Source organism: Psychrobacter maritimus, assembly GCF_904846345.1.
GTDB classification, from domain to species: domain Bacteria; phylum Pseudomonadota; class Gammaproteobacteria; order Pseudomonadales; family Moraxellaceae; genus Psychrobacter; species Psychrobacter maritimus.
On record NZ_CAJHAJ010000001.1, the window covers coordinates 205410 to 227899 of the forward strand.

General features: G+C 44.6%; 19 protein-coding genes and 2 tRNA genes. 9 read left to right on the top strand and 12 right to left on the bottom strand.

Annotated elements, in window-relative coordinates; genetic code table 11:
• Positions 1–132: 132 nt before the first annotated feature.
• The 4 genes from JMX50_RS00735 to JMX50_RS00750 all read right to left on the bottom strand — a co-directional run bounded on the left by JMX50_RS00735 (position 133) and on the right by JMX50_RS00750 (position 5961).
• Positions 133–885 (bottom strand): 16S rRNA (uracil(1498)-N(3))-methyltransferase, encoded by a 753-nt coding sequence (locus tag JMX50_RS00735; protein WP_201628075.1) that lies wholly within the window; start codon positions 883–885, stop codon positions 133–135.
• Between the two features lie 8 nt (positions 886–893).
• Entirely contained in the window at positions 894–2507 is a 1614-nt protein-coding gene (locus JMX50_RS00740) for a 3-deoxy-D-manno-octulosonic acid transferase (protein WP_201628076.1), read from the bottom strand.
• Positions 2508–2693: 186 nt separating this feature from the next.
• Complete coding sequence (locus JMX50_RS00745; protein ID WP_201628077.1) at positions 2694–4160, bottom strand: tetratricopeptide repeat protein; 1467 nt, start codon at positions 4158–4160, stop codon at positions 2694–2696.
• A gap of 148 nt (positions 4161–4308) precedes the next feature.
• Positions 4309–5961 carry a cardiolipin synthase gene (locus tag JMX50_RS00750; RefSeq protein WP_201628078.1) on the bottom strand — a complete coding sequence of 551 codons (1653 nt, stop codon included), beginning with the start codon at positions 5959–5961 and terminating at the stop codon, positions 4309–4311.
• A 464-nt stretch (positions 5962–6425) separates the two neighbouring features.
• Here JMX50_RS00750 and JMX50_RS00755 point away from each other — a divergent pair.
• A tRNA-Val gene (locus tag JMX50_RS00755) sits at positions 6426–6501 on the top strand.
• Between the two features lie 64 nt (positions 6502–6565).
• A tRNA-Asp gene (locus JMX50_RS00760) sits at positions 6566–6642 on the top strand.
• A 142-nt stretch (positions 6643–6784) separates the two neighbouring features.
• Here JMX50_RS00760 and JMX50_RS00765 read toward each other — a convergent pair.
• Positions 6785–7222, bottom strand: coding sequence for a CopD family protein (locus JMX50_RS00765; RefSeq protein ID WP_201628079.1), 438 nt, complete (start codon positions 7220–7222; stop codon positions 6785–6787).
• A gap of 59 nt (positions 7223–7281) precedes the next feature.
• Here JMX50_RS00765 and JMX50_RS00770 point away from each other — a divergent pair, with 59 nt between their 5' ends.
• Positions 7282–7761, top strand: a complete 480-nt coding sequence (locus JMX50_RS00770; protein WP_201628080.1) for a hemerythrin domain-containing protein — start codon at positions 7282–7284, stop codon at positions 7759–7761.
• A 184-nt stretch (positions 7762–7945) separates the two neighbouring features.
• On the opposite strand, the gene orn is transcribed toward JMX50_RS00770, so the two are convergent.
• Positions 7946–8533, bottom strand: a complete 588-nt coding sequence (orn, locus tag JMX50_RS00775) for an oligoribonuclease (RefSeq protein WP_183620749.1) — start codon at positions 8531–8533, stop codon at positions 7946–7948.
• Positions 8534–8752: 219 nt separating this feature from the next.
• Between orn and rsgA the strand changes: the two genes are divergently transcribed.
• The 4 genes from rsgA (at position 8753) to secB (ending at position 11685) form a co-directional block, all read left to right on the top strand.
• Positions 8753–9856 (top strand): ribosome small subunit-dependent GTPase A, encoded by a 1104-nt coding sequence (gene rsgA, locus JMX50_RS00780; RefSeq protein ID WP_201628081.1) that lies wholly within the window; start codon positions 8753–8755, stop codon positions 9854–9856.
• Between the two features lie 130 nt (positions 9857–9986).
• Positions 9987–10442, top strand: coding sequence for a rhodanese-like domain-containing protein (locus JMX50_RS00785; RefSeq protein WP_201565188.1), 456 nt, complete (start codon positions 9987–9989; stop codon positions 10440–10442).
• Between the two features lie 330 nt (positions 10443–10772).
• On the top strand, positions 10773–11036 hold the full coding sequence (gene grxC, locus JMX50_RS00790; RefSeq protein ID WP_201619759.1) for a glutaredoxin 3: 264 nt from the start codon (positions 10773–10775) through the stop codon (positions 11034–11036).
• Positions 11037–11232: 196 nt separating this feature from the next.
• Positions 11233–11685: a protein-export chaperone SecB gene (gene secB / locus JMX50_RS00795; protein WP_149488954.1), complete on the top strand. Its 453-nt coding sequence runs from the start codon at positions 11233–11235 to the stop codon at positions 11683–11685.
• 207 nt (positions 11686–11892) lie between these two features.
• On the opposite strand, the gene adk is transcribed toward secB, so the two are convergent.
• The 6 genes from adk to JMX50_RS00825 form a co-directional block, all read right to left on the bottom strand.
• Positions 11893–12549 carry an adenylate kinase gene (gene adk / locus JMX50_RS00800; protein WP_201565190.1) on the bottom strand — a complete coding sequence of 219 codons (657 nt, stop codon included), beginning with the start codon at positions 12547–12549 and terminating at the stop codon, positions 11893–11895.
• Positions 12550–12768: 219 nt separating this feature from the next.
• Positions 12769–14049, bottom strand: a complete 1281-nt coding sequence (gene ccmI / locus JMX50_RS00805; protein WP_201625096.1) for a c-type cytochrome biogenesis protein CcmI — start codon at positions 14047–14049, stop codon at positions 12769–12771.
• Positions 14046–14615, bottom strand: coding sequence for a cytochrome c-type biogenesis protein (locus JMX50_RS00810; RefSeq protein WP_372829761.1), 570 nt, complete (start codon positions 14613–14615; stop codon positions 14046–14048). The genes ccmI and JMX50_RS00810 overlap by 4 nt, the downstream gene beginning before the upstream one ends.
• Positions 14616–14680: 65 nt before the next feature.
• On the bottom strand, positions 14681–15367 hold the full coding sequence (locus JMX50_RS00815) for a DsbE family thiol:disulfide interchange protein (protein ID WP_413786800.1): 687 nt from the start codon (positions 15365–15367) through the stop codon (positions 14681–14683).
• A gap of 1 nt (position 15368) precedes the next feature.
• Entirely contained in the window at positions 15369–17378 is a 2010-nt protein-coding gene (locus JMX50_RS00820; protein WP_201565193.1) for a heme lyase CcmF/NrfE family subunit, read from the bottom strand.
• Between the two features lie 240 nt (positions 17379–17618).
• On the bottom strand, positions 17619–18953 hold the full coding sequence (locus JMX50_RS00825) for a hypothetical protein (protein ID WP_201565194.1): 1335 nt from the start codon (positions 18951–18953) through the stop codon (positions 17619–17621).
• A 669-nt stretch (positions 18954–19622) separates the two neighbouring features.
• On the opposite strand from JMX50_RS00825, the gene mrdA reads away from it, so the two are divergent.
• Together mrdA and rsmD are read left to right on the top strand one after the other, a co-directional pair.
• Complete coding sequence (gene mrdA / locus JMX50_RS00830; RefSeq protein ID WP_201628082.1) at positions 19623–21614, top strand: penicillin-binding protein 2; 1992 nt, start codon at positions 19623–19625, stop codon at positions 21612–21614.
• Between the two features lie 64 nt (positions 21615–21678).
• Positions 21679–22371 (top strand): 16S rRNA (guanine(966)-N(2))-methyltransferase RsmD, encoded by a 693-nt coding sequence (gene rsmD, locus JMX50_RS00835; RefSeq protein ID WP_201628083.1) that lies wholly within the window; start codon positions 21679–21681, stop codon positions 22369–22371.
• Positions 22372–22490: the final 119 nt, after the last annotated feature.

A 22490-nucleotide genomic window follows, 5' to 3' on the forward strand; every position in this document is an offset into this window, starting at 1 on the left:
ATTTCGTGCAACCATGCAGCAAAATTATCACTTAATATTTACCTTTAGATAGCCATATTTAAGCAGAGTTTTAATCGCTTTTTATCGATTTACTTTGATGATAGAGCAGCCCTACCCTAAAGCAGCTACCTCTTAGAGCAGCCACTGCCCTAAAATAACATTAACCGCCGCTTCCGTACGCAATATGCGCGGGCCTATATTGACCGCCGTGCAACCTTGCTCGGCAAGTAAGTCAATCTCATAATCAATCCAGCCGCCTTCGGCACCGATAAAAACCATACTGGGCAGTGTTGAGTTATGAAGAGGTTCAGGATTTTCTAGTAGTGGTTGCTGCATGTATTGCGCAAAAGACAGCACGCTATAAGGATGAGCAACGATGGCGCGATTGGTGATTAAGCTTGCAAGCTCATCTTCAACAAAGGGTTTAAAGCGTTTTTGCAGACTAATTCGCGGCGCAACCGTATCGACGCCTTGTTGCAGCCCTTCTAACACAAACTCGTCAAGGCGAGCCAACATCGGGCTTTGCCAATAGCTTTTTTGCGTACGATAGCTGTTGATAAGGATAATATCGTTGACGCCAAGCGCGGTCATATCCATGATTAGGCGGCGTAACACCTTTGGCCGTGGCAATGCCAGTACCACCGTAAGATTGAGCTTCGGTGGCAGATTGATGGTCAGCTGTATATGACTTAGCTGAATACTGTCAGGCGTAATATTTTTAATGATAGCGCTGCCAAGCTTGCCACCCAATTGGCCAATTTTTAACGTATCGCCCACTTTGGCAGTTAATACTTTATTCACATGGGTAATTTGCGCCAAATTATTGATATATGCAGACGCATTATCATGTTGAAAGTTGGTTGCTGGCAATAATATACAGTTCATAGCGTCACTTATACCCCCTCTTGATTCACATCTTGATTCACATCTTGATTCAGTTCTGGATTCAGTTCTGGACTGAAAGGTGGTTTTGCGTATTGCTGAATCACATCTTCAATCATCGATAACTGCCGATGTAAGACCGCTTGCTGCTGCTCCATCATTTCTGCACCCGCTTGCCCTGCTTGTTTTGCCAATTCCAAATGACTGAGCCAAAACTGTAGCTGCTGATAAAGCAAACTGTCATCATCGCTAGATGGCGGATTGGTCGCAATTTTCTGCTGCTGAGATAGCTGCTCATCAGTACCAATAGCGCTATAGAAAGCATTGTTTGGTTGATATAACGCCCCAACACTAGCGAGCTTATCAACCACGCTTTGGCAAGATTGGGTATAACTGCCCATCAATACCGGCGTCGCCACACTTGCCGGCTCAACGGGATTATGCCCACCAATATCGACTAATGAGCCGCCTACCAATGCCACATCCGCAAGCGCATACCAGCGCATCAATTCACCCATACTATCAGCCAAATAAACTTGGGTATTTGGACTGATTGCATCCTCATCACTACGACGCGTCATCGTTAATCCTGACTTTTTAATCAGCTCTGCTACCTCATCGAAGCGCTCAGGATGCCTTGGAACGATAATTAACAACGTATCCGCTAATAGAGGATGAGAGATGATTTGCTGCTGCCATGATAATACTGTCTTTTCTTCACCGCTATGGGTACTTGCTGCTACCCAAATCGGGCGACCTGTGACGCCTAAATCTAAATCCAAGTATGCGCCATCATTTACTATTTCAGCTTCTTTGGCACCATTATCATCATTCAGCTTCGGGGTATTAATCACCCATTTCAGCGAGCCTGCCACGCGGATTTGCGCACTATGAGCGCCCAATTGCCGAAAGCGTTTTGCCGATTCATTATCCTGCGCAATAATCAAATTCAGATTTTTCATCATACTGGCACTGACCGCGCCAATTTTTTGATAACTTTTAAAAGAAGCAGCCGACAGCCGACCATTGACCAAAATACTTGGGATATCATGCTCGGACAACTTGGTCAAGATATTCGCCCAAAGCTCCGTTTCTACAAACATTGCCGCAACCGGTTGTACATGCGCTAAAAACGTTTCAATCACCGCAGGACTATCAACAGGAACATAGCTATGACTCAGACGACCTTGGGCAATATCATCGGCAAAGCGACTGGCACCGCGCGCAAAACCCGTCTGCGTGGTATTGGTCAACCATATCTGATAGCCTTTTGCTAATAGCGCATCAAGCAAGGGCGCGACGGTATTGGTCTCACCTAAAGATACCGCATGGCACCAAATGACTTTTTTGCCATTGCTATCTTTATAATTAGCATTTTCGTTGGCATTCGCATTAGATTTAATATTTGTATCAGGCACGGGCGGCGCAGGATAGCGCTTACCAAAACGCTGCTCGACTTCTTGCTGATAATTATCACGCTTATGCGAGCGACGCCATACTTGCATACGATATAGCGGTTTTAGCAAACCAATCGTCACTTGATAATAAACAGGTGGCTTATAAACGGCTCGGCTTGGCTGAGTCGACTTATCAAAAGAGGGTAAGGAATTATCAGAAGATGGCATGAAGAAGCCCAGATTAGTAATGGATCGGACGATAGGAGGTGACGTTATAAAATGACAATAAAAAATGCCAATAAAAAACGCGCCAATTCTACCTGAATTTAATGCTAAACAATAGTTTTAAAGCACTCGCTATTAGAAACAAAAATTTAAGAATGAGAATTTAAAACCAGTATTTGACATAAACAGCTAGACAATAATGAATATTAATATAGCAATAACAATGATTACCGCAAACAATAGCTGATAACGTTTGAGACTATGCTGCTCTTGCTTTTGTGTGCTGATTAACGTTTGCGCTTGCTGCCATTGGCTCATCAAAATGGCCGCTTCTGCATGACCATTTTTGGCCGCTTGCTCAAGCCAGTATTTTCCATTAGTCATATCTTGCGGCACGCCAAATCCTTGATAGTACAACTTACTTAATAGGCGCTGGGCACGGCTGTCATCTTTGCTCGCCGCTTGCTTCACCCATTCAACCCCTGACTCCATACCAGCTACTTTATCAGCATTTGCCCCTTCGCCAAGTAGCTCATACATCGCCAAACGTAGCATCGCAGCGCTATTACCCGCATGAGCAGCATCTTGCAATTTTGCTAGGGCTTGCTGCTTTGCTGCCAAATGCTGCTGTGAAAAGGTAACTTGCGCGCGGGGTTTATCTTGCTTAGCAATATGCTGCTCAAATTGATCTAAGACTTTACAGGCTTGCTCGTATTCTGTCTTGCCAGCGGTTTGTGGTACTTCTATTTCATCAAGCTCTATGAGCAATTGGCTAAAAAGCTCTGGAGTTGGCGCGGGTTTTATTGTTGGTTTTATCTCTATTTCTTTTAACGCTGCTTCTTTTAACGCTGCTTGTGAAGATGCTACTGACGCAGTTTCTAATGGAGCAGTTGATGAAGCAGTTTTTGCTAATAGAGTATCTGCTTGGACAATTTCAGGTGTTGTTTGAAGCTCATTATAAGAAGTATGATTAACAGCATCAGTATTTGTCTGAATACTTTGGCGGCTATGTTGAGGTACTATTATTTCAGTTACTTCTTTAGTAGCATGCTCGGTAGCTATAGGTAATGCATGATGGCTATCAATGGCGTTTGGCAGTCTTGCACTCACTGCTTGGTATAGGCCGCTTGCCACTTGACTACCTTGCACCGATTGAAACGGCCGATCAATATGACCAAACAGCCGCAGCCCTATCGGCTCTAAGGCAAAAAATAGTGAGTCAGTCGCATTAGGCTTATCAGTATCCTCAACATCATTACGATAAACCACCGCCATATGCTGATAAAAATCATCGGTCAGCAGCGGCAAGGCAGGATAACGCTTACGTAGCTCAAACTCACCGAACCAATGCGGCGTATACTGCCATTGCTGTGCCAATACGCGCCCTGCATAAAACGCTAAAAACACCATAAAATTACGATAGCGCTCATCTGCCAACAGCGCCGCCTCATCCCACGTGCCAGACTTCATCATGTCGCGGCGTATCTGCGACAGCAAGGTATCTATACGCTGTAAACTTGCCAGCGATTCATCGAGTCTGCAGTGATGCAATTCAGCTTCGTAAGCCATGCCGCCAGCGACGGGACGGCCAGCTAAGAAATCTTGCCAATAGCCTGCTGCAATATAATCAAGGGGCGTTAAGGGCGATGCAGACATAAGGCAAGCCTATCCTTTAAAAATTGAGTGCTTTTAAAAACTAAGATTTCAAAAAACAATCATAGAAGTGGTTATATAAGTAATTGTATAAGTGAGATGACAATAAAAATAAGTAGTTTACCTTAACTTAAAAGCGAAAGCGAAAGCGCTACAATAAAGGACTAAATAAGCGCACCACATTATCAAATAAGCGCTCTGCCCCGTGGCGCTCTTGCCACTCTTCTAAGCCTAAAAAATGACAGCTTTGTAAGTAGACTTCTTGACAGTCAGCAACCTGCGCGACCATTTCTGGCGTATAAATCGCTAAGCTAACTTCCATATTCAAATAAAAGCTGCGCATATCGATATTTACCGTGCCAAACAGACAATAATCATCGTCAATAACCACGGTTTTTGCATGCAGCAGTCCGCCTTTAAATAAAGCAATGGTCACCCCTGCTTCGAGCAGTTCTTGATAATACGCTTGGGAAGCGTGCTGCACCAAAAACGAATCCACCTTTTCGGGCACAATAATCGTCACCTCGACCCCACGTTTGGCAGCAGTAGTCAGCGCCCCTGATAAAGCTTCATCGGGGACAAAATATGGCGTGGTAATACGAATACGTTTATTGGCGCGGTGAATCACCGTCACCAACGTATTATAAATCACATGCGCCGTCACTTGCGGTGCCGAAGGTATCAGCTGCGCTAGCACATCCTCGACTACGGGCATGCGCGGTATCAAAATCGATGTTGAGCCAATCTCTGGCGGCTCATCAGAATCAACAAGCTCGTCTAAAACTTTGACGCGACTATTGATATCGTTAATGGTCGGGTGCATGACATAAAGCTTACGGGTATAGGTATTCACGCGGTGATTAAGCGCGTCTAGATTGTCTTTATTTTCCGCCCCGATATCGGTGACCACTACTTTGGCCATCGCTGTGGCAATATTCATCGGCTCTTGACTGAAACTACGTATCGCTACATCAATCCATTGACCAACATTTTTATTCTGTTTAAAAAACTTCGGGTCAACCAAGTTAAAGCTACCGATATAGCCTATATGTTCGTCAATGACGATAATCTTGCGATGATTACGCAAATCGGAGCGCTTAAACAAAGTTTTAAATAATCCCACCGGTAGCGACTGGTGTACAAAAACCCCAGCCTCTTCTAACATCCGATGCTGTTTGCTATTAAAAAAGCTAAAACTCCCTACACTGTCTGCCAAAATATGACACTCTACACCGCGCTGCGCCGCTGCCATTAGCGCTTCCATGACATCGAGTATCTGACCTTTTGGATAAATAATATAAAACTCCATCAGGATAATGCGCTGGGCGGCATTAATGTCTTCAATCAAGCGCCCAAAGATAGCACTCGGCGTGGTCAACAACTGCATTTGATGGTCAGGAAATACCCCAAACCCTGTCCAGCGTGTGCCTATTTTACTGACACCGCGGTAGTTATCAGGCAGCAGCTCTTGTCCTTCATCAAATACCAGCTGCTCACGCTTAGCCATATCATTCATCAGTAGCCGCGCCTGATTCATACGCTCACGATAACGCCGCCCAATCATTGGCTCACCTAGGAGTATATAAGCGATAAAGCCAACCAAAGGCAAAGTATAAAGCACGGCAACCCAAGCAATCGACACCCCGATATTGCGCTGCACCGAGACAATACGCAGCGTCATGACTATCATGAGAATCACGTGCAATATCAGACCCAATCCAGCAAACTCTCCTACCGACCATGTGGTAAAGTAGTCTTCAATAGAAAGCGCTTCTATATTAAAATTATCTATGCTCGCCTCCATGACCCTATATCACTCAAACTATTTACCTATTTATTAACCAGCTGGCTTATTAAGTAGACGCCTTTTAAGTAGACGCCTTGTTAACGAGATGCCAAAAGCATTATCAGTATAGTAGCTTTTAGCAAGCACGCAATAGCTAACTGTATCGTCTGACACTCACTTTATTTATGCCTTAATTTGACCGTTAATAAAGGTTAACAACCACAATTTTAAAAATACTTGAAATAATATTTGACAGCCATGCGTAAATGTATATAATACACACCCACAGAGCGAGGCTTTAGTTAGTTCTCTTCTGTTGAAAGTTATTCAAAGGGTGACAACTTTGAATGTTAAAACTTTCAGGAAATCCTCTTTAAAGGATTTCAGTAATACCTAGTTTGGATGCGTAGTTTCCTAGAATTTACGACAATATAAATTCTCTTGCGCTCGGACGAAGCAGTGCTTCGTTTTATCCTCGCTCAGGGTGATTAGCTCAGTTGGTAGAGCGTCTGCCTTACACGCAGAATGTCGGCGGTTCGAATCCGTCATCACCCACCACTATTTAGTATAGTGTTACTCTTAAGTAGTAAGCTAAGTGGCTAAATAAACTAAAACGACCTCAGCAGCGGTAGTTCAGTTGGTTAGAATACCGGCCTGTCACGCCGGGGGTCGCGGGTTCGAGTCCCGTCCGCTGCGCCATATTTAAAACGAATTTAAACTCTCGAGTTTAAGCAAGTTTCGCCTCAAGTATTCGTTTACTTGAGGTTTTTTTGTGCTTGTTGATTGTTATCAGCTATTAACTATTACTTAGAACTTATCATTTTATCTAGAAAAATTTTCACTAAAATCCCGTACGGAACAGCGTACCGACCACAACGAATGCCACTGAAAGTAGGGTCACCAAAATAATATTAGCGGCAAATCCATTCAAATTGTTGACTGATAAGCGTGGTATTACCCTAAAACGTGCGTGCATAGCGACGACAGCCGTCAGCAATAATAATATCATCTTGATACCAATCAATACGCTAATGTCATTATCAAAAGCAAACCATGCGCTCACATCGGGTAGCATTCTATATGCCATCCACAATCCAGTGATAATTTGAATAGCCAAAGCTGGCATACCAATTTTTTCAAACTGCCCCTCAAATTGTAACAACGCCTCTAAATTACGTGAAGTTAGTACTTTAGGCAGCACCACTAATGCTAGTATTAAATGACCACCTGTCCATATTGCTGCGCCAAGTAGGTGCAGAATTAATAGATAGTTGAACATACCGTATCACTCCAAATAATTAACCAATCATGATTTATTAAAAAATTAAGGTTTTAATTATGAAACGCGCCAATCAATTACAGCCATTATCGCGCCAACATCATCTTGGACTTAACCTGTCGCGCCATGCGAAAGAATGCTTGGATAAACCCGAAGAGATTGTCAAGCACTGGCACAATCTCACCTCCTATATTAACGATATGCAATATCATTTCCAAATTGAAGATAACTTAATCGCTCATGCCTTAGAACCATATCGTAACACTCAACCTGATGTTGCCTCGGTACTCGACACCCTTGACGGACAACATAAGCAATTATATAAAATAATAAATGAAGTTGAAGCGTCACAAAAATCTGGGAATAAAGACATCACAGTCGCGCAGGTCAAAGCGCTTGGCACCCTATTATACGACCATATCCGATTTGAAGAGCGAGCGTTATATCCTGCGGTAGAAAAATACCTGACAGAAGCAGAGTTAGATGCTGTTTATGAAGCCAGTCCAGATAGCATTAAGCGCCCTGATGAGGATCGCTAATCCATTTATATGAGAGTTAATCCAAGACCAGTTAAATAAAATATTGATTAAACAAAAAGCCCGCAAAGAAACGAGCCATATTTTGGTATTCGTTTCATTTGCGGGCTTTTTTAGCGGCTTGATAGGTTGTACGGACTTATGGTTAAAGCAGTATTTTTAAGACATCAACCTTTAACACTAGACTCTAAGGCATTAATTTAAAAAAGTGCTGACGATAGTGTTTTAGCTCACGAATAGAGTCGCGAATATCGTCTAACGCTAAATGACTGCCGCCTTTTTCAAAATTTCTCAAAATATCAGGACGCCAGCGGAAGCAAAGCTCTTTAATTGATGACACATCAAGGTTACGATAATGGAAAAAACGCTCAAGCTCAGGCATTTGGCGCGCCATAAAGCGACGATCTTGGCAGATTGAGTTGCCGCACATAGGCGATTTACCACTATCAACCCATTTGTTTAAAAACTTAATGGTTTCCGCTTCGGCCTCTGCCAATGTCACCGTACTACGGCGCACACGGTCGACCAATCCTGATTGACCATGCTGCTTAGTATTCCAGTCATCCATTTTATTTAATACTTGATCTGATACCTTGATGGCAAACACCGGTCCTTCAGCAAGGACGTTTAAATCCTCATCCGTCACCACGGTAGCAATCTCGATAATCTCATCGTTTACGGTATCAAGCCCGGTCATTTCTAGGTCAATCCATACCAGCCCTTTTTTACCTTGGTTTTTGATTTTAATTTTATTGGGATGGTCGTCGGTACTCATAAAATATCCTATGGTCAATAAATTTTGGAACAACTTGCGAGCAATGTTAGCCAATTAAACTAACTATAAATGGTCGTGCTCAAATCATATATTTTGCGCTTGGTTGGCTATAATGTCTAAAACATTACAAAACCACTATCTGCTAGCGGCGCTTTAGGCTGTATGTTAGCAAATTTTCACGCTACACTTAGCAATATTTTTTTAATAGGTTCAAAACCCATGGCATTAATTCGGCAACGCAAACTGACTAAACAGCAGATTCGTCGCATCGACAAACAGCAGCTTGACAGTCAAGATAGCATCGATGACAGTTTGATGGATGGCGTGGTCATGGCGCATTATGGTAAGCAGTTAGAAGTACAGGTGACCAGCTTGCCGGCAGTAATTCCCGTGCAGCCGGAGATTGCGCCCGATGATCCTGAGCCGTTTTGGCAGGAGCTGGCGTTAGGCGATATCTGGCGCTGTCATGTACGTACCAACTTACCGATGCTAGCCGCTGGCGACCAAGTGCGCTGGAATGCTGATCCTAATACTGGCTTTGGACGTATCGAGTCGGTCAAACCACGTACCTCACTCGTCTCGCGTCCTGATCGCTACCATAAGCTCAAGCCAGTCGCCGCCAATGTTGATATTTTAGCGATTGTGTTTGCGCCATTACCTGCTGCTGCGCCGACTCTCATTGACCGCTATTTGGTCGTTTGTCATCATGCTGGTGTCAAGCCGCTCTTGGTGCTCAATAAAGCCGACCTGCTGGCGCAAGAAAACGGCGTCGATACCAATGAGCTACTGGCACAGTATGCGGCACTTGGTTATGAAAGCGTCCTTACTTCGGTCGCTTGTCCTGAAAATATTGCTGATAGCGATGAGCAAGAAGGGCTAGATGAGTTAAAGCGTTACATCGATAAAAAGCTGGTTATTTTTGCCGGTCAGTCTGGTGTCGGTAAAAGCAGTTTAATTAATGCCCTACTACCTGAATCGGCACAGAGCGTAAATATTATCTCTGAAAACTCGAAACTTGGTCAGCATACCACCACGACCAGTCGCTTATTGCCATTTAACCCAGACGACTTAACCCAAGGTGGCATCGTCGATACCCCTGGTATTCGCGAGTACGGTATTTGGCATTTGACCCCTGATGATATCATTTCAGGTTTCGTTGAGCTTGCACCGCTGGCAGGTGACTGCCAATTCCGCGATTGTCGCCATACTCATAACAGCAAAGGCTGCGCGTTATGGCAAGCGGTTGCTGATGGCGTGGTATTGCAGCGCCGTGTTGAAAACCTTGTCACCTTAAGAGAAGAGGCAGATACTAAACCTTATTAATCACTGCCATAGTAAACGTTGCTCATCACACGTTTACTATGGCTAGTCTAATCGGTATAATAGCGCCTTGTTCATATCGTTAGGCTGTCTTCTCAGCTTAACCGAACACTTATTTTTTTGGAGGTATGGTTTGGATCGTGCGCTGGAATTTGTGGGCAACCACCCGTTTTTATTTGGTATATTAGCCGTACTTGCCGTGCTATTTTTTGCTATTGAAAACAAACGTAGTGGCAGAAAAATATCGCCCAATACCTTGGGTATGATGGTTAACTCGCAAAATGCGCAGCTGATCGATATTCGCGCCAAAAAGAAATTTGAAACCGGCTATATCCAAGGCAGCCGCAACATACCATTCACTGAGCTTAAAGACCGCATTGAGGAAATTCGTGCGATTGAGCAACCAGTGATTATCATTTGTGATATGGGCGTGCAAGCAGGCGCGGCCATTCAAATGATTGGTAAAGACAGTGTCTATCGCTTAGAAGGCGGTATCGGCGGCTGGCAAGGCGCTGGCATGCCGTTGGTTGGTGTAAAAGATGCTAAGCCAAAGAATAAAGGCAAAGCCAAGCCAAGTTTGCATAAGTAAGACAGTAGATTCAGCGTTGGTTTATGCAGGGCTAAGTAAGTATAAGCACAATGTAGCTTTGGAAATATACAGCGCTAATCTAAAAGACACCTCTTTAAAAGGTGTCTTTTTTTATGTGGCAGTTATGCTACCGTCAGCGCTTTTCAGCCAATACTGCTTGAATTTAGCAGTGCCATCCCCACTTTATACTGAGCAGCATCGAATAGATTTGCAATTTACATATTGGTAACGGATTATGCTAATTTCTACGCTATGATTTTTTATATCACTATTTATCATATTACTTATAATAAAACTGTTGCCGCATAAATTTATAAACAAGGATTAACCATGACTGTATCTGTGAAAGTTTACACCACCCCTATCTGCCCATACTGCTCAAACGCCAAGCAATTGCTAAAAACCAAAGGCGTTGATTATGAAGAGATTGGCATGCATGATATAAGCCGTGAAGAGCGCCAAGCATTGATGCAAAAAACCAATAACTATCGCACGGTGCCACAGATCTTTATTGGCGATACCTTTGTTGGTGGTTTTGATGAGCTTAACCAAATGAACCAACAAGGCAAACTTGACGAGCTATTGGCAGGTTAATTTGCTATCTTGTTTTGCGGTCTGTTTTTATCGAGGTAAAAATAGACGGCGGCAAGGGTAAAGCAACTTGTTAAAAACCATGTTGCTGAAAAACATCGAGATAAAATCTCAAAACTCTATCTCGATTTATATTACAATGATATTTTATGACAATGACCATTTGCCCATTATTTGATTAACTTTTAGAGGAATTACCATGGCTGAAGAACAAGCACAACCACAATTGGCACTAGAACGCATTTATGTAAAAGACATGTCACTTGAAGTCCCAGGCGCGGGCGTATTCACCAAAGAGTGGAACCCTGAGCTTGATATCAATCTATCTAGCAATGCGGAAAAATTGGATGACGACCATTACCAAGTGGTATTGACGGTCAGTGTAAACGCCAAAAATGCTGAGGAAGCGGCATTCATCGCCGAAGTTCATCAAGCGGGTATCTTTTTATTAAAAGATATTCCAGAAGACCAAATCGGTCAAATCCTAGGCGCTTACTGCCCGAACGTGTTGTTCCCGTACGCTCGTGAAGTCATCAGCGACATCGTAACGCGTGGTAGCTTCCCGCAGTTATTGCTTGCGCCAGTGAACTTTGACCAAGCGTACGCACAAAGCCAACAGCAAGCACAAGTTGATGCGCAAGGTAATGCGTAACACTTAGCAGGATAAAGCTTTAGCTAAGCTACATTAAACTAATAGTAGCTAAAAGCCGTTTACTTCTCTAAGTAAGCGGCTTTTTTTATGGATGTTTTTTAGCGTTTATTTTAACCATTAAAAAACCCTGCTGCTTGTGATTACAAGTAGCAGGGTTTTGAATATAACTGTTAATCAACAAGTCCTATCAGCAATTCTAAAAAAGTATTAGCCTTTTAGCGCAGATAAAATTTGCTGTTTAACATCATCAATGCCTTGAGTGCCATCAAATTTGTCATATTTAGGAGCGTCACCGCCCTCTTTAGCTTTATCTTGATAGAAACCAACCAAGGTTGACGTCTGCTCATGATAAGTCGCTAGACGGTCACGAATGGTCGATTCTTTGTCGTCTTCACGCTGAATCAACGGCTCGCCCGTCACATCGTCAATACCATCGACCTTAGGTGGATTGTGGTCGATATGATAAACGCGACCAGAACCTGCATGCTGACGACGACCTGATAAACGCTTAACGATTTCATCATCAGGCACGCTAATTTCAATCACATGGTCAATCGTCACGTTGGCATCTGCAAGCGCTTGGGCTTGTGGAATGGTACGCGGGAAACCATCTAAAATGCAGCCGTTGACACAGTCAGGCTTAGCGATGCGTTCTTGCACGAGGTTAATGATAAGATCATCAGAAACCAAACCACCAGCGTTCATTACGTCTTTAGCTTGTTTGCCAAGCTCGCTGCCTTCTTTGATTGCGGCACGTAGCATATCGCCCGTTGAGATTTGCGGGATATCATATTCTTTAGAAATGAACTGGGCTTGGGTGCCTTTACCGGCGCCTGGTGGACCTAGCAAAATAATACGCATCATTATACGACTCTCCTTAAAAGATAGGATTTTAGGACTAATAAAACTTAGGGATTGGTGGGTTGCAGAGCTTACCTTACCTTGTGGCCTTCAAAAGCTCAAGTATTTTTAGTCTTGATGCGGCAAGTTACGATGACTTATCTGTTCATAGGATAAGATTGCGCGCCATCAGAAGCCCGATAGCGCGCAATTATTAACCACTTATATCTTGATATTTAGTCATTAAGGAATCTGCTGATTAATAGCCACATTGACCTGATTTTGGTCGGCGCTAATCACCACAGGATTACCAGATAAGTCGCCTGACTCGGCAGTGGCAGTGCCGCTATGGCTGATACGCGCAATGACGGCAAGCTGAACTTTATCGCTGCGAGCAGAAGCCAGCGTACGCTCTGGCATCATAGCATCTAAGTCGCTTAGGCTAATATTTGCCTCACCCTGCTTAATCACGCTAATCGGTAAACGCTTGGCGGCAAATGGCGGCCCACCTTTTACATCACGGATAGCAACAAACAGCACATCATCCGCTTTGACCAATGGCAACAGACTGTCACTAATAGAGACAGTCACGTCAATGCCTTCAGAAGCTTGCTGCTGCTGCGTGCTTACATTCGCACTCAACTCATCAAGACTTGCCAGCGCTTGGCTATGGTCGCCCGGTTTGGCGGCTATACTGGCGCGTAGACGCTTAATCCAGCCTTGAGCTTGTTCAAAGTTATTACCACGTGCCTCACCCATTGCCATTAGCATTTGAGCGCCTTCATGCTGCGGATTTTTCGCCAGTACGTCTTGTAAGACGCGGCGACTATTGGCATCTAATTGCCCTTTATTGGCAAAAAAGCTGATTTGCGCATAAGTCGTGGCAATCTCTTCATTATCTGGTGACAAACGATAAGCGCGCGACAATGCTTCAAGTGCTGAATCAGTGGCTTCTAATGATAAGAATAGTTCAGACAGACGCATCCAGCGATCAGGGTCATCAGCATGACGATAAACGTTGGTCTGCATGGCACTAATCAGTTGCGTACCGTCTTCAATCGCCCAAGCGGGCGGCTGATCGATTTTACCGGTCAATAAGTCATCTGCTACTTGCGCAACTTTATCTTCCGCTGCCCACAATTCAAACACCGGCGTGCGGTCGCTGATTAAAAAGTACGCTAGTCCCGCTAATGCTGGCACCCATACCATGATAATCAAACGGCTTTTGATACCGGGCGCGACCATCGGCGTCACAGTACGCTGCGCATCCAATAACTGACGCTCAAGCTCCAGCTTTTGATTTTGGTAATGCACTTCATCGATAGTGCCGCCGTCTTTATCCGTTTGCAGCTCTGCTAGGCGCTCACGGAATACCGCAATATTAATATCTAGCAGCTGATTGTCAACCGGCTTATCTCGTAAGCGTGATGCTCGTAACCATGGCATGATAACGATGACCGCCAGTAACAGCGCAATCAGTAAGCTTAGGGCAATAAATAAGCCAAAAGTAGAAAATAGGGTCATTTTTTGTCCTCTGTACTGGTGATGTCATGCTCGTTATTGTCATTGCTATGTTTATTGCTACGCGATAACAGACGATCAAGTTCCGCTTTTTCTGCCGCTGATAACGCCGCAACGCTATCTACGGTGACGCCGCTTTGACCACGGGCAACGCGCTGGCTGCGTTTACTTTGCCAAAACCAGCCAATCACTAACACAATCAATAATAATGGCGGAAAAAACCATAGTATCCATGTCGACGGACGTACGGGCGGCTTATAAGTAATAAAATCGCCATAACGCTCTTGCATATAAGCACGTATCTCGGTATCACTACGACCTTCTTTAATCAAATCATAGGTTTTTTGCTTTAAATCTTGCGCAATCGGCGCATCAGAACCCGCTAGATTTTGGTTTTGGCATTTTGGGCAGCGCAGCTCTTCGATAAGACCGCGATACTGCGCTTCTTGTTGTACAGAGTCGAAGTCATAAACCTCAATCGCTGCATGCGCACTAAAACTAATGCCAAAACTGAGCAGACAAGCAAGCAGTAAGCCTGCTAGTTTTATCGTGAGGTTTTTTAAATGCATTACTTGTGCAGGCATAGCTTTTGAGCGCATTGCTTGTACGTGTCTAGCTTTTAAGTAGAGAGCCGTCATTTGCACATCTCCTTAACCTGAGTAGCGTCTGGGCTAACATTGTTCTTATCAGCTTCATTGAGCAGCATCAAACAAGGCGTGATACGGCTTTGCCAATTGCTCTCATTAATCTCACCAACGATATGCTGACGAATAATACCTTCACCATCAACCACAAAGGTTTCAGGCGCGCCAGTCAGCCCTAAGTCTAGAGCAAATTGACCGGACAAATCCTGAATAGACATCGAAAAAGGATCGCCGCCGCGATTTAGATATCCTAGGGCATTACCAATATCATCTTTATAGTTCACCCCAACCAGATTGACACCGCGTTCTTCTAATTGCATCAAAAAAGGGTGCTCAATAATACAAGTTGGGCACCAAGAGCCCCAAATGTTCATTAAAAATGGCTGATCCGGCAGATTGTCGTTGGTCATGATACGACTGGTATCTGACAATAATGGCAGCTCAAACGTCGGCACCGGACGCTCAAGCGCAGTGTTGGTGACGATATCCGTTGGCTGACCCAAGCGCATATATAGCATGACCACAAAACCAGCAAAGACAATCAGCGGAATCAAAAACCATATTTTCATCTGGCTTTTTTTCATCGTTTTAGTAGGTTTATTATTAGCAGCCGCTTTGTTGTTAGCAGCACCATTATTGTCAGGCGTTTTTTGGGAAGAATTATCTGATTGACTCATCTTATTTCTCCCCTATTTCAGCTTCAGTGATAAAGCCGGCTTTATTTGCCGCAATTTGAGCGGATGTTTTAGTCTTTTTAATACGATAGCGGCTATCGAGCATACTTAATAAACCACCTAATGCCATGATAATCGCGCCAAGCCATATCCAGCGAATGAGTGGCTTAACATAAATACGTACCGCCCACTTATTACTGTCTTCAGCGATAGGCTCGCCGAGTGCCACATAGACGTCACGCATCAGGCTGGCATCAATCGCCGCCTCGGTCATTGGCATCATACTAATCACATAGGTACGTTTTTCAGGATATAAAGTCGTCACTTTTTGACCGTCTTTGGTCACCTCGACCTGCGCTTGCATACCATCAAAGTTGCTACCTCTAACCTCATGGAAGTCTTTGACTTCAAAATCATAGCCCTGCACATGCACGGTATCATTTTCGCCCAGTGCCACATCACGCTCGATACTCAAGGTACTGGTAAAGGCAACACCGATGACGGCTATGATTACCCCAATATGCGCGGTCTGCTGACCCCAATAGCTCAAACGTAACTGACCTAGACCCTTAAAGAAACTCGGGGCATTTTTGGTTTTGTCTTTAAAGTCGACGACCATCCAAAATAAGACCCAAAAGCTCACCGCTAGCGTCACGCCAATATTAAGCATGTCGGACGGGCTGACGAAATAAGCAATAATCGCCGCCAATACCAGACTGCTGACCGCAATGACCATACCTGCGCCCAATAGCGGACGACTGTCTTTCTTCCAGCGGATATTAGAACCCATACCCATCGCTATTAGCAGCAACCAAGTCAATGGCACAAATAGCGCATTAAAATATGGAGGGCCTACAGAAACCTGACCCAAATTAAAGGAGTCAGCGATAATAGGATAAAGCGTCCCAAGTAATACCACTAAGGTTGCAATGAGGATAATAACGTTATTAATCACTAAAAATGATTCACGCGATACCAGCTGGTACTGACTTTCAACTGTCAAACGCCAACCGCGAATGGCAAACATCAGCAGACCACCACCAACGATAATGCCCAAAATCACTAAAATGACCAGACCACGCGTTGGGTCGGCAGCAAACGAATGCACCGAGGTAATGACCCCAGAGCGTACAAGGAAAGTACCCAAGAGACTTAAGGCAAAAGCAAAGATGGCCAGCATAATGGTCCACGCTTTAAACACACCGCGCTTCTCAGTCACTGCCAACGAATGCAGCAAGGCTAAACCGGCAAGCCAAGGCATCAGTGAAGCGTTTTCTACCGGATCCCAGAACCACCAACCGCCCCAGCCAAGCTCGTAATACGCCCACCAAGAGCCAAGTGCGATACCAATGGTCAAAAAGCCCCAAGCAGCCAGCGCCCATGGACGCGACCAACGGGTCCAGACCGCATCCAAGCGCCCTTCCCATAATGCCGCCATACAAAAGGCAAACGGCACAACCATACCCACATAGCCCATATAAAGCATCGGTGGATGGATAATCAAACCGAAATCTTGAAGCACAGGGTTTAAATCTGCACCATCGACCGGTAAGTTTGGCAAGGTGCGATCAAACGGTGATGAGGTGAAGATTAACATCGCCAGCATCATCATCTGTACGCCCGCCAATATCACCAGTACGCGTGCGCGCATCGACAATGGCAAACCACGGCTAAAGTAGGAGACCAAGGCACACCAAGTGGCCATGATGGTCATCCAAAGCAATAGCGAGCCTTCATGCCCGCCCCACGTCGCGGACAATTTATAATACCAAGGCAACAAGGTATTAGAATGCTGAGTGACGTAGACCAAGCTAAAGTCATTAAAATAAAAGCCTGCCATCAATGCACCAAACGAGACAATCATGGCCGCGAACTGCGCCCATGCTAAGCTTGGTGCGAGACGCTGCCAAGCAACATGGTTATTCATGACGCCAATAGTTGGTAGTACCACCTGCAAAATCGCCAATACGAAAGCGGCCAGCAAGGCAAAATAACCCAATTCTGTGATTAACATACGGTCTAACCTTGTTTACCTTAATACGGTCATTGTTTATTTTAGGGATTGGTGTTGCGGGATATTCGAAAGTATCCCGTATTCGTTACTGTAGGTGTTTTCGGTTGCTATTATTATACGCTTATCGCCATCAGCCGTTGCAGCTTCAGGCGCTTACAGCATGGTACATTAGCGTCAACTTGTCACGTTTCTGTATCCACTCTGTATGCGATGTGTGTAAAGAACATAAAAAACCATCTATCACTGCATGGCAGGGAAAAACACCAAGACTAGATGTAACCAACCTGCCAAAAATCCTGTCAAGCCGCCCAGTACAATCAGCGTCATCTCATCTTCACGAAAAGCGGGACGCAATAGGTTTTGAAACTCATCGGGTGATAACGCACGAATACGGTCGCGAAACAGCCCAAAAATTTTACTGGCGCGGCTTTCATTGAGCTCAGGGTCACGCAGTGGCACCATGGTAGCGACGATTGATTTGTCGATAATGGTATTTTTTAATTGCCCAAACTCACGGCGACCCAGTCCTACTCTTAATGTGGTACTGATAACTGGCGATTCTAACACCTTATACAGGTGAGATTTCATCAGCTCACGCGTTTCTATGGCGCGGTCACCATACATCATCTCATTCATGATGTTCTCAAGTGTCACCAAATCTTTGACCACAATCTCAGCAAAAACCTCAGAGACTTCCTCTTGGCGCTTCATAAAGCCACCTTGAAAGCGGTATTGAGCGATATGCGGTAACTGCGGCTTAATAAATGGAAAGCGACTTTGCAGGGCAAAAAACTTCACATAAGGGATAAAATGCGGCTCAACAGGGTTAAAGACCATCCAAATCGCAATCCAGTTGGTCAGAAAACCCCAAATGGCGGCAAAAAACGGTACCGTCCAATGCTGCGGCACCACCAAAAATATAAACATTTGGATAATACCGAATATCAAGCCAATCAAGGCACTGATATGCCAAATAAAATCGATCTCTTTTTGCCCGACTTTGAGGAACATATTGACCATCAAGCGACGGTCGCTTTCCATTTTATTGACAATCATCTTACGCATATCGACCAAATCTTCGACATGATAGGTCAAATCTGTCACCAAGGATTGCATAATATTTGGCAACTCTTGGTGCGCTTGGGCATAGACGCGGCGCTTTAATGCATAAGGAAGATTGCCCCACAGCGCTGGCGAATGGTCAAGCATAATCTCATCAATCAAGACTTCAAGGTTTTCATCGACCGCATTGGTGATAAATACCGCCATCTGCGCAGGCTCCATCGCCTGAAAAAACTCATCGAGCGAACCGAGCTTTGAGAGCGTCTGATCAACGATAACGCCCGATATCTTGCCTGCTTTGCGCGGCACGATACCTTGCCAACCTAACCCCGGTAAGCCAAAAAACGGGAAGTTTGGAATCCGAATGCCCCAAAACTTAACCGGATAAAATAGCATCTTGAGTGCCATCCACACATGTATCCAAGTGACAAATGCGGTCACCGGTGGAATGGTCAGCATAGCAAAAAACTCGGGATGTTCCGCTATCGTCTGCCACAATGAATTTGCATCCATGACTCTAATTATCCTTGAGGTAATGATTGTCGTTGTTAACCAAATATCCTGAGCAGATTAAGAACGCTTAACAAAAAGCCGCTCTATCCCCAATAACCACATAGCTAAGAAATAACGCACTAACTGGCTAAAATAAATCGCCTGATTTTAGCATACTTGCTATTCATTAGCACATATCGACCCTCGGCAAGTTGTGACTAGCGATGACACGTTTTGCCCGCTACTCTCACTCCTAAAACCTTTACTATCATCTAGCAGCATGAACCATCAGCATATCAACCGTTACAGTGTCTAATTCGATGAAAAGAGAACCCAAATAGCAACACTAAAAACGGCGACAACAGCCATGCTAACAACAAAGATAATTATTATAATGACGACCCTATAAAATAAATAACGGCGTACTGCGTCAATGCATTTGTTCTGTTATAATTTATGGTTGCCTTGCGTGAATGGTTAGCCGCTATACTCAAGCAAATCAATCGAGATTTATTGATAAAATATCAGGCTATGTTATTGAAAGAGTGTGGCTTATCCTTTATGCTCACCTCGCTTTAAATGCATCAATCTAGCGCCCTCTATTTCTCACTAACTGTTATTGATTTATTCATTATCAACTTATCAATTCATAAACGACCGATTCACTGACCGTCCGGGTACTGACTTTATATGAACAAACCGCTCACTCCCGATACCGAACAGGTTAATCGCATTTTTACCAGCCGCGTTATTATCCTTGGGCTGTGCATGTTTTTGGGTTTGACGGCTTTGATTGCGCGCTATGGTTATCTGCAAGTCTATGCCCACGATAAGTACACCACCCAAGCCGATAACAATCGCATTAAGCTGATTTCTGCGCCGCCCAGTCGCGGTTATATTTACGATCGTAATGGCGTTATCCTTGCGGACAATCAGCCAGTATTTACTGCCATGCTGAGCCCTGATGAAGTCGAAGACCCAGAACGTACGCTAAATTTGCTCGCGCCTATCTTTGATTTAACAGATGAAAATATTACTGATATTTTGGCTCGCTTAAGCAAAACCAAAAATGACCCTGTGACCATCAAGATTGATTTAACTGAAGCACAATTGGCACAGTTTAGTGAGCGAAAACCCTTTTTTCGTGGCGTCAGTATTCAGAGCAAGCTCACGCGCTCTTATCCTTATGACGAGCTGTTTGCTCATGTGATTGGTTACGTCGGACGGATTAACGATAAAGAATCGAAGCAAATCAATAAAGATCGCTATGCCGGCACCGACCTTATCGGCAAGATTGGCATTGAAGATTTTTATGAAGATATTTTACTTGGGCAACCAGGCTATCAGTCCGTAGAAACCGATGCGCACGGCAATGTCATACGCCAGCTCGATACCAAAGCGCCAATCGCCGGTAATGATATCACTCTAAGTTTAGATTATGGCTTGCAGACCATTGCTCAGCAGCAGCTTGATGGTCGCCGCGGCGCCATCGTCGCCATCGACCCAAAAAATGGTGATGTGTTGGCGTTCGTCAGTAATCCAAGCTACGACCCCAATCCCTTTATTTCCGGTATCTCTTTTAGAGATTATGGTGACCTGCGAGAAGACCTTGATCAGCCGCTCTATAATCGCGCGCTACAAGGCACCTATCCGCCCGGCTCAACAATTAAGCCCTTTGAAGGTTTAGGCGGTATTCATTACGGCTTACGTGATTGGGAAACCACCATTTATGACCCCGGCTATTTTAGTCTGCCCGGTGATTCACACCGTTTTCGTGACTGGAAAAAAGGCGGACACGGTACGGTGGATTTGAAAAAGTCTATCGTAATGTCGGTCGATACTTATTATTATAAATTGGCATACGAGATGGGCATTCAGCGCTTGCACGACTGGATGGTACGCTTTGGTTTTGGCGAACAAACGGGTATTGACCTACCCAATGAAAAATCAGGCATTATGCCCTCGCCAAAATGGAAAAAAGACACTTATGACAAGGGCTGGCTACCGGGTGAAACCATCTCTGTTAGCATCGGACAAGGGTATTTCTTGGCCACCCCGTTACAGATTGCCAATGCCACCGCCATGACCGCCAATAAGGGCTATCATATCACCCCGCATTTATTAAAAAGCAGCGATGGGGCAGCAGCGGTCGACGTGATTACCAAGCCTGATGGCAAAATCGAATACAACGGTAAACCATCCGACTGGTTGCGCATGCACGATGCGATGGAAGACACCATCAAAGCAGGTACAGGGCGTGGTATTTATACGCCGCGCTATCGCATTGCTGGTAAAACCGGAACCGCACAGGTAAAATCGATTGCCCAAGGTAAAAGCTATAATAAAGCCGCCCTTGATAAACGCCACTGGGATCATGCTTGGTTTAATGGTTTTGCTCCTGTTGAAGCACCAGAAATCGCCCTTGCGGTATTGGTCGAAAACGGCGGCGGCGGCAGTGCAGTTGCGGCTCCTATCGGTCGTGCCTTATTTGATTATTGGATGTTACAGCGTAAAACCGACCCTATTTTGCCGCCTACTGCCGATCAATTAAAAGTCATTAAACGGCAAAAAGCGTTTGAAAAAGCCATGCGTGATGCGGTACGTGATAAAGAACAGGCGCTCGCAGAGCAAGCAGAAGCGCAAGGTGCGGAAACAACTACGACCGCTGCTACCTCTGAGTGATGATAGCGTGAGTCAATAAAACGGTTGATAAGATGGTTAATAACAGGGTTAATAAGAAAGCGCTATGAAAAAAACATCCAGTACGCGACAGCCTAAAAAAACGCTTAAAGCAAAAACAAAAAACAGTGCTGCTGGTGATGTACGTATTATCGGTGGTCAGTTTAAGCGCCGTAGCGTGAGCTTTATCGATGCCGAAGGCTTGCGTCCGACCCCAGACCGCCTGCGTGAGACCTTATTTAATTGGTTGATTGCCGATATTCATGACGCCCAAGTGCTTGATAGCTGCGCTGGCAGCGGTGTTTTAGGCTTCGAAGCATTATCACGTGGCGCGGCGCATACCACCTTTATCGAAATAAATCCGGCACAAAGCAACATGCTGCGCCAAAGCGCCGAACAATTACGCCTCGATACCGCTAATTATCAAATCGTTCAAGGCACAGCTGAGCAAGTACTGACCCAAAACCAAACCCTTCCTCATCATTTTGATATCGTCTTTATCGACCCACCTTATGCCCAAGACTTATGGCAGCCAATTTTAACGGCATTGATAAAACAGTCCTTAATCACCACAGAAACGCTGATTTACTTAGAAGCGGATAAAGATTTAACCCTTCAATTGAATCAATTGGTAGCCAGTCTTAACGAGAACTCTGAGCCTCAAGCAGAGACAACGCAAGGCATCATAGGTTTTGAGTGCCTAAAACAGACTAAAGTTGGACAAGTTGTCGCTGGACTTTATCGTCTATCATCGTCATAATTGTCTGGTTAATAAAAACGATTAACAAATTTTACAAATGTTTAAAACCGCTAAAAAACTGGCCAACGCTGCAGTTTAATGTATATAAGGCGAAAATAAACCCCAATGCAGCTTGCAAG

What these genes read in the sequence shown, in the direction of transcription:
- orn (WP_183620749.1), bottom strand. Translation starts at nt 8,533, where the DNA reads ATGAGTACCGACGACCATCCCAATAAAATTAAAATCAAAAACCAAGGT.
- JMX50_RS00770 (WP_201628080.1), top strand. Translation starts at nt 7,282, where the DNA reads ATGAAACGCGCCAATCAATTACAGCCATTATCGCGCCAACATCATCTT.
- JMX50_RS00815 (WP_413786800.1), bottom strand. Translation starts at nt 15,367, where the DNA reads ATGAGTCAATCAGATAATTCTTCCCAAAAAACGCCTGACAATAATGGT.
- JMX50_RS00825 (WP_201565194.1), bottom strand. Translation starts at nt 18,953, where the DNA reads ATGGATGCAAATTCATTGTGGCAGACGATAGCGGAACATCCCGAGTTT.
- mrdA (WP_201628082.1), top strand. Translation starts at nt 19,623, where the DNA reads ATGAACAAACCGCTCACTCCCGATACCGAACAGGTTAATCGCATTTTT.
- secB (WP_149488954.1), top strand. Translation starts at nt 11,233, where the DNA reads ATGGCTGAAGAACAAGCACAACCACAATTGGCACTAGAACGCATTTAT.
- JMX50_RS00750 (WP_201628078.1), bottom strand. Translation starts at nt 5,961, where the DNA reads ATGGAGGCGAGCATAGATAATTTTAATATAGAAGCGCTTTCTATTGAA.
- JMX50_RS00740 (WP_201628076.1), bottom strand. Translation starts at nt 2,507, where the DNA reads ATGCCATCTTCTGATAATTCCTTACCCTCTTTTGATAAGTCGACTCAG.
- grxC (WP_201619759.1), top strand. Translation starts at nt 10,773, where the DNA reads ATGACTGTATCTGTGAAAGTTTACACCACCCCTATCTGCCCATACTGC.
- adk (WP_201565190.1), bottom strand. Translation starts at nt 12,549, where the DNA reads ATGATGCGTATTATTTTGCTAGGTCCACCAGGCGCCGGTAAAGGCACC.
- ccmI (WP_201625096.1), bottom strand. Translation starts at nt 14,049, where the DNA reads ATGACCCTATTTTCTACTTTTGGCTTATTTATTGCCCTAAGCTTACTG.
- JMX50_RS00765 (WP_201628079.1), bottom strand. Translation starts at nt 7,222, where the DNA reads ATGTTCAACTATCTATTAATTCTGCACCTACTTGGCGCAGCAATATGG.
- JMX50_RS00820 (WP_201565193.1), bottom strand. Translation starts at nt 17,378, where the DNA reads ATGTTAATCACAGAATTGGGTTATTTTGCCTTGCTGGCCGCTTTCGTA.
- JMX50_RS00735 (WP_201628075.1), bottom strand. Translation starts at nt 885, where the DNA reads ATGAACTGTATATTATTGCCAGCAACCAACTTTCAACATGATAATGCG.
- rsgA (WP_201628081.1), top strand. Translation starts at nt 8,753, where the DNA reads ATGGCATTAATTCGGCAACGCAAACTGACTAAACAGCAGATTCGTCGC.
- rsmD (WP_201628083.1), top strand. Translation starts at nt 21,679, where the DNA reads ATGAAAAAAACATCCAGTACGCGACAGCCTAAAAAAACGCTTAAAGCA.
- JMX50_RS00745 (WP_201628077.1), bottom strand. Translation starts at nt 4,160, where the DNA reads ATGTCTGCATCGCCCTTAACGCCCCTTGATTATATTGCAGCAGGCTAT.
- JMX50_RS00810 (WP_372829761.1), bottom strand. Translation starts at nt 14,615, where the DNA reads ATGCATTTAAAAAACCTCACGATAAAACTAGCAGGCTTACTGCTTGCT.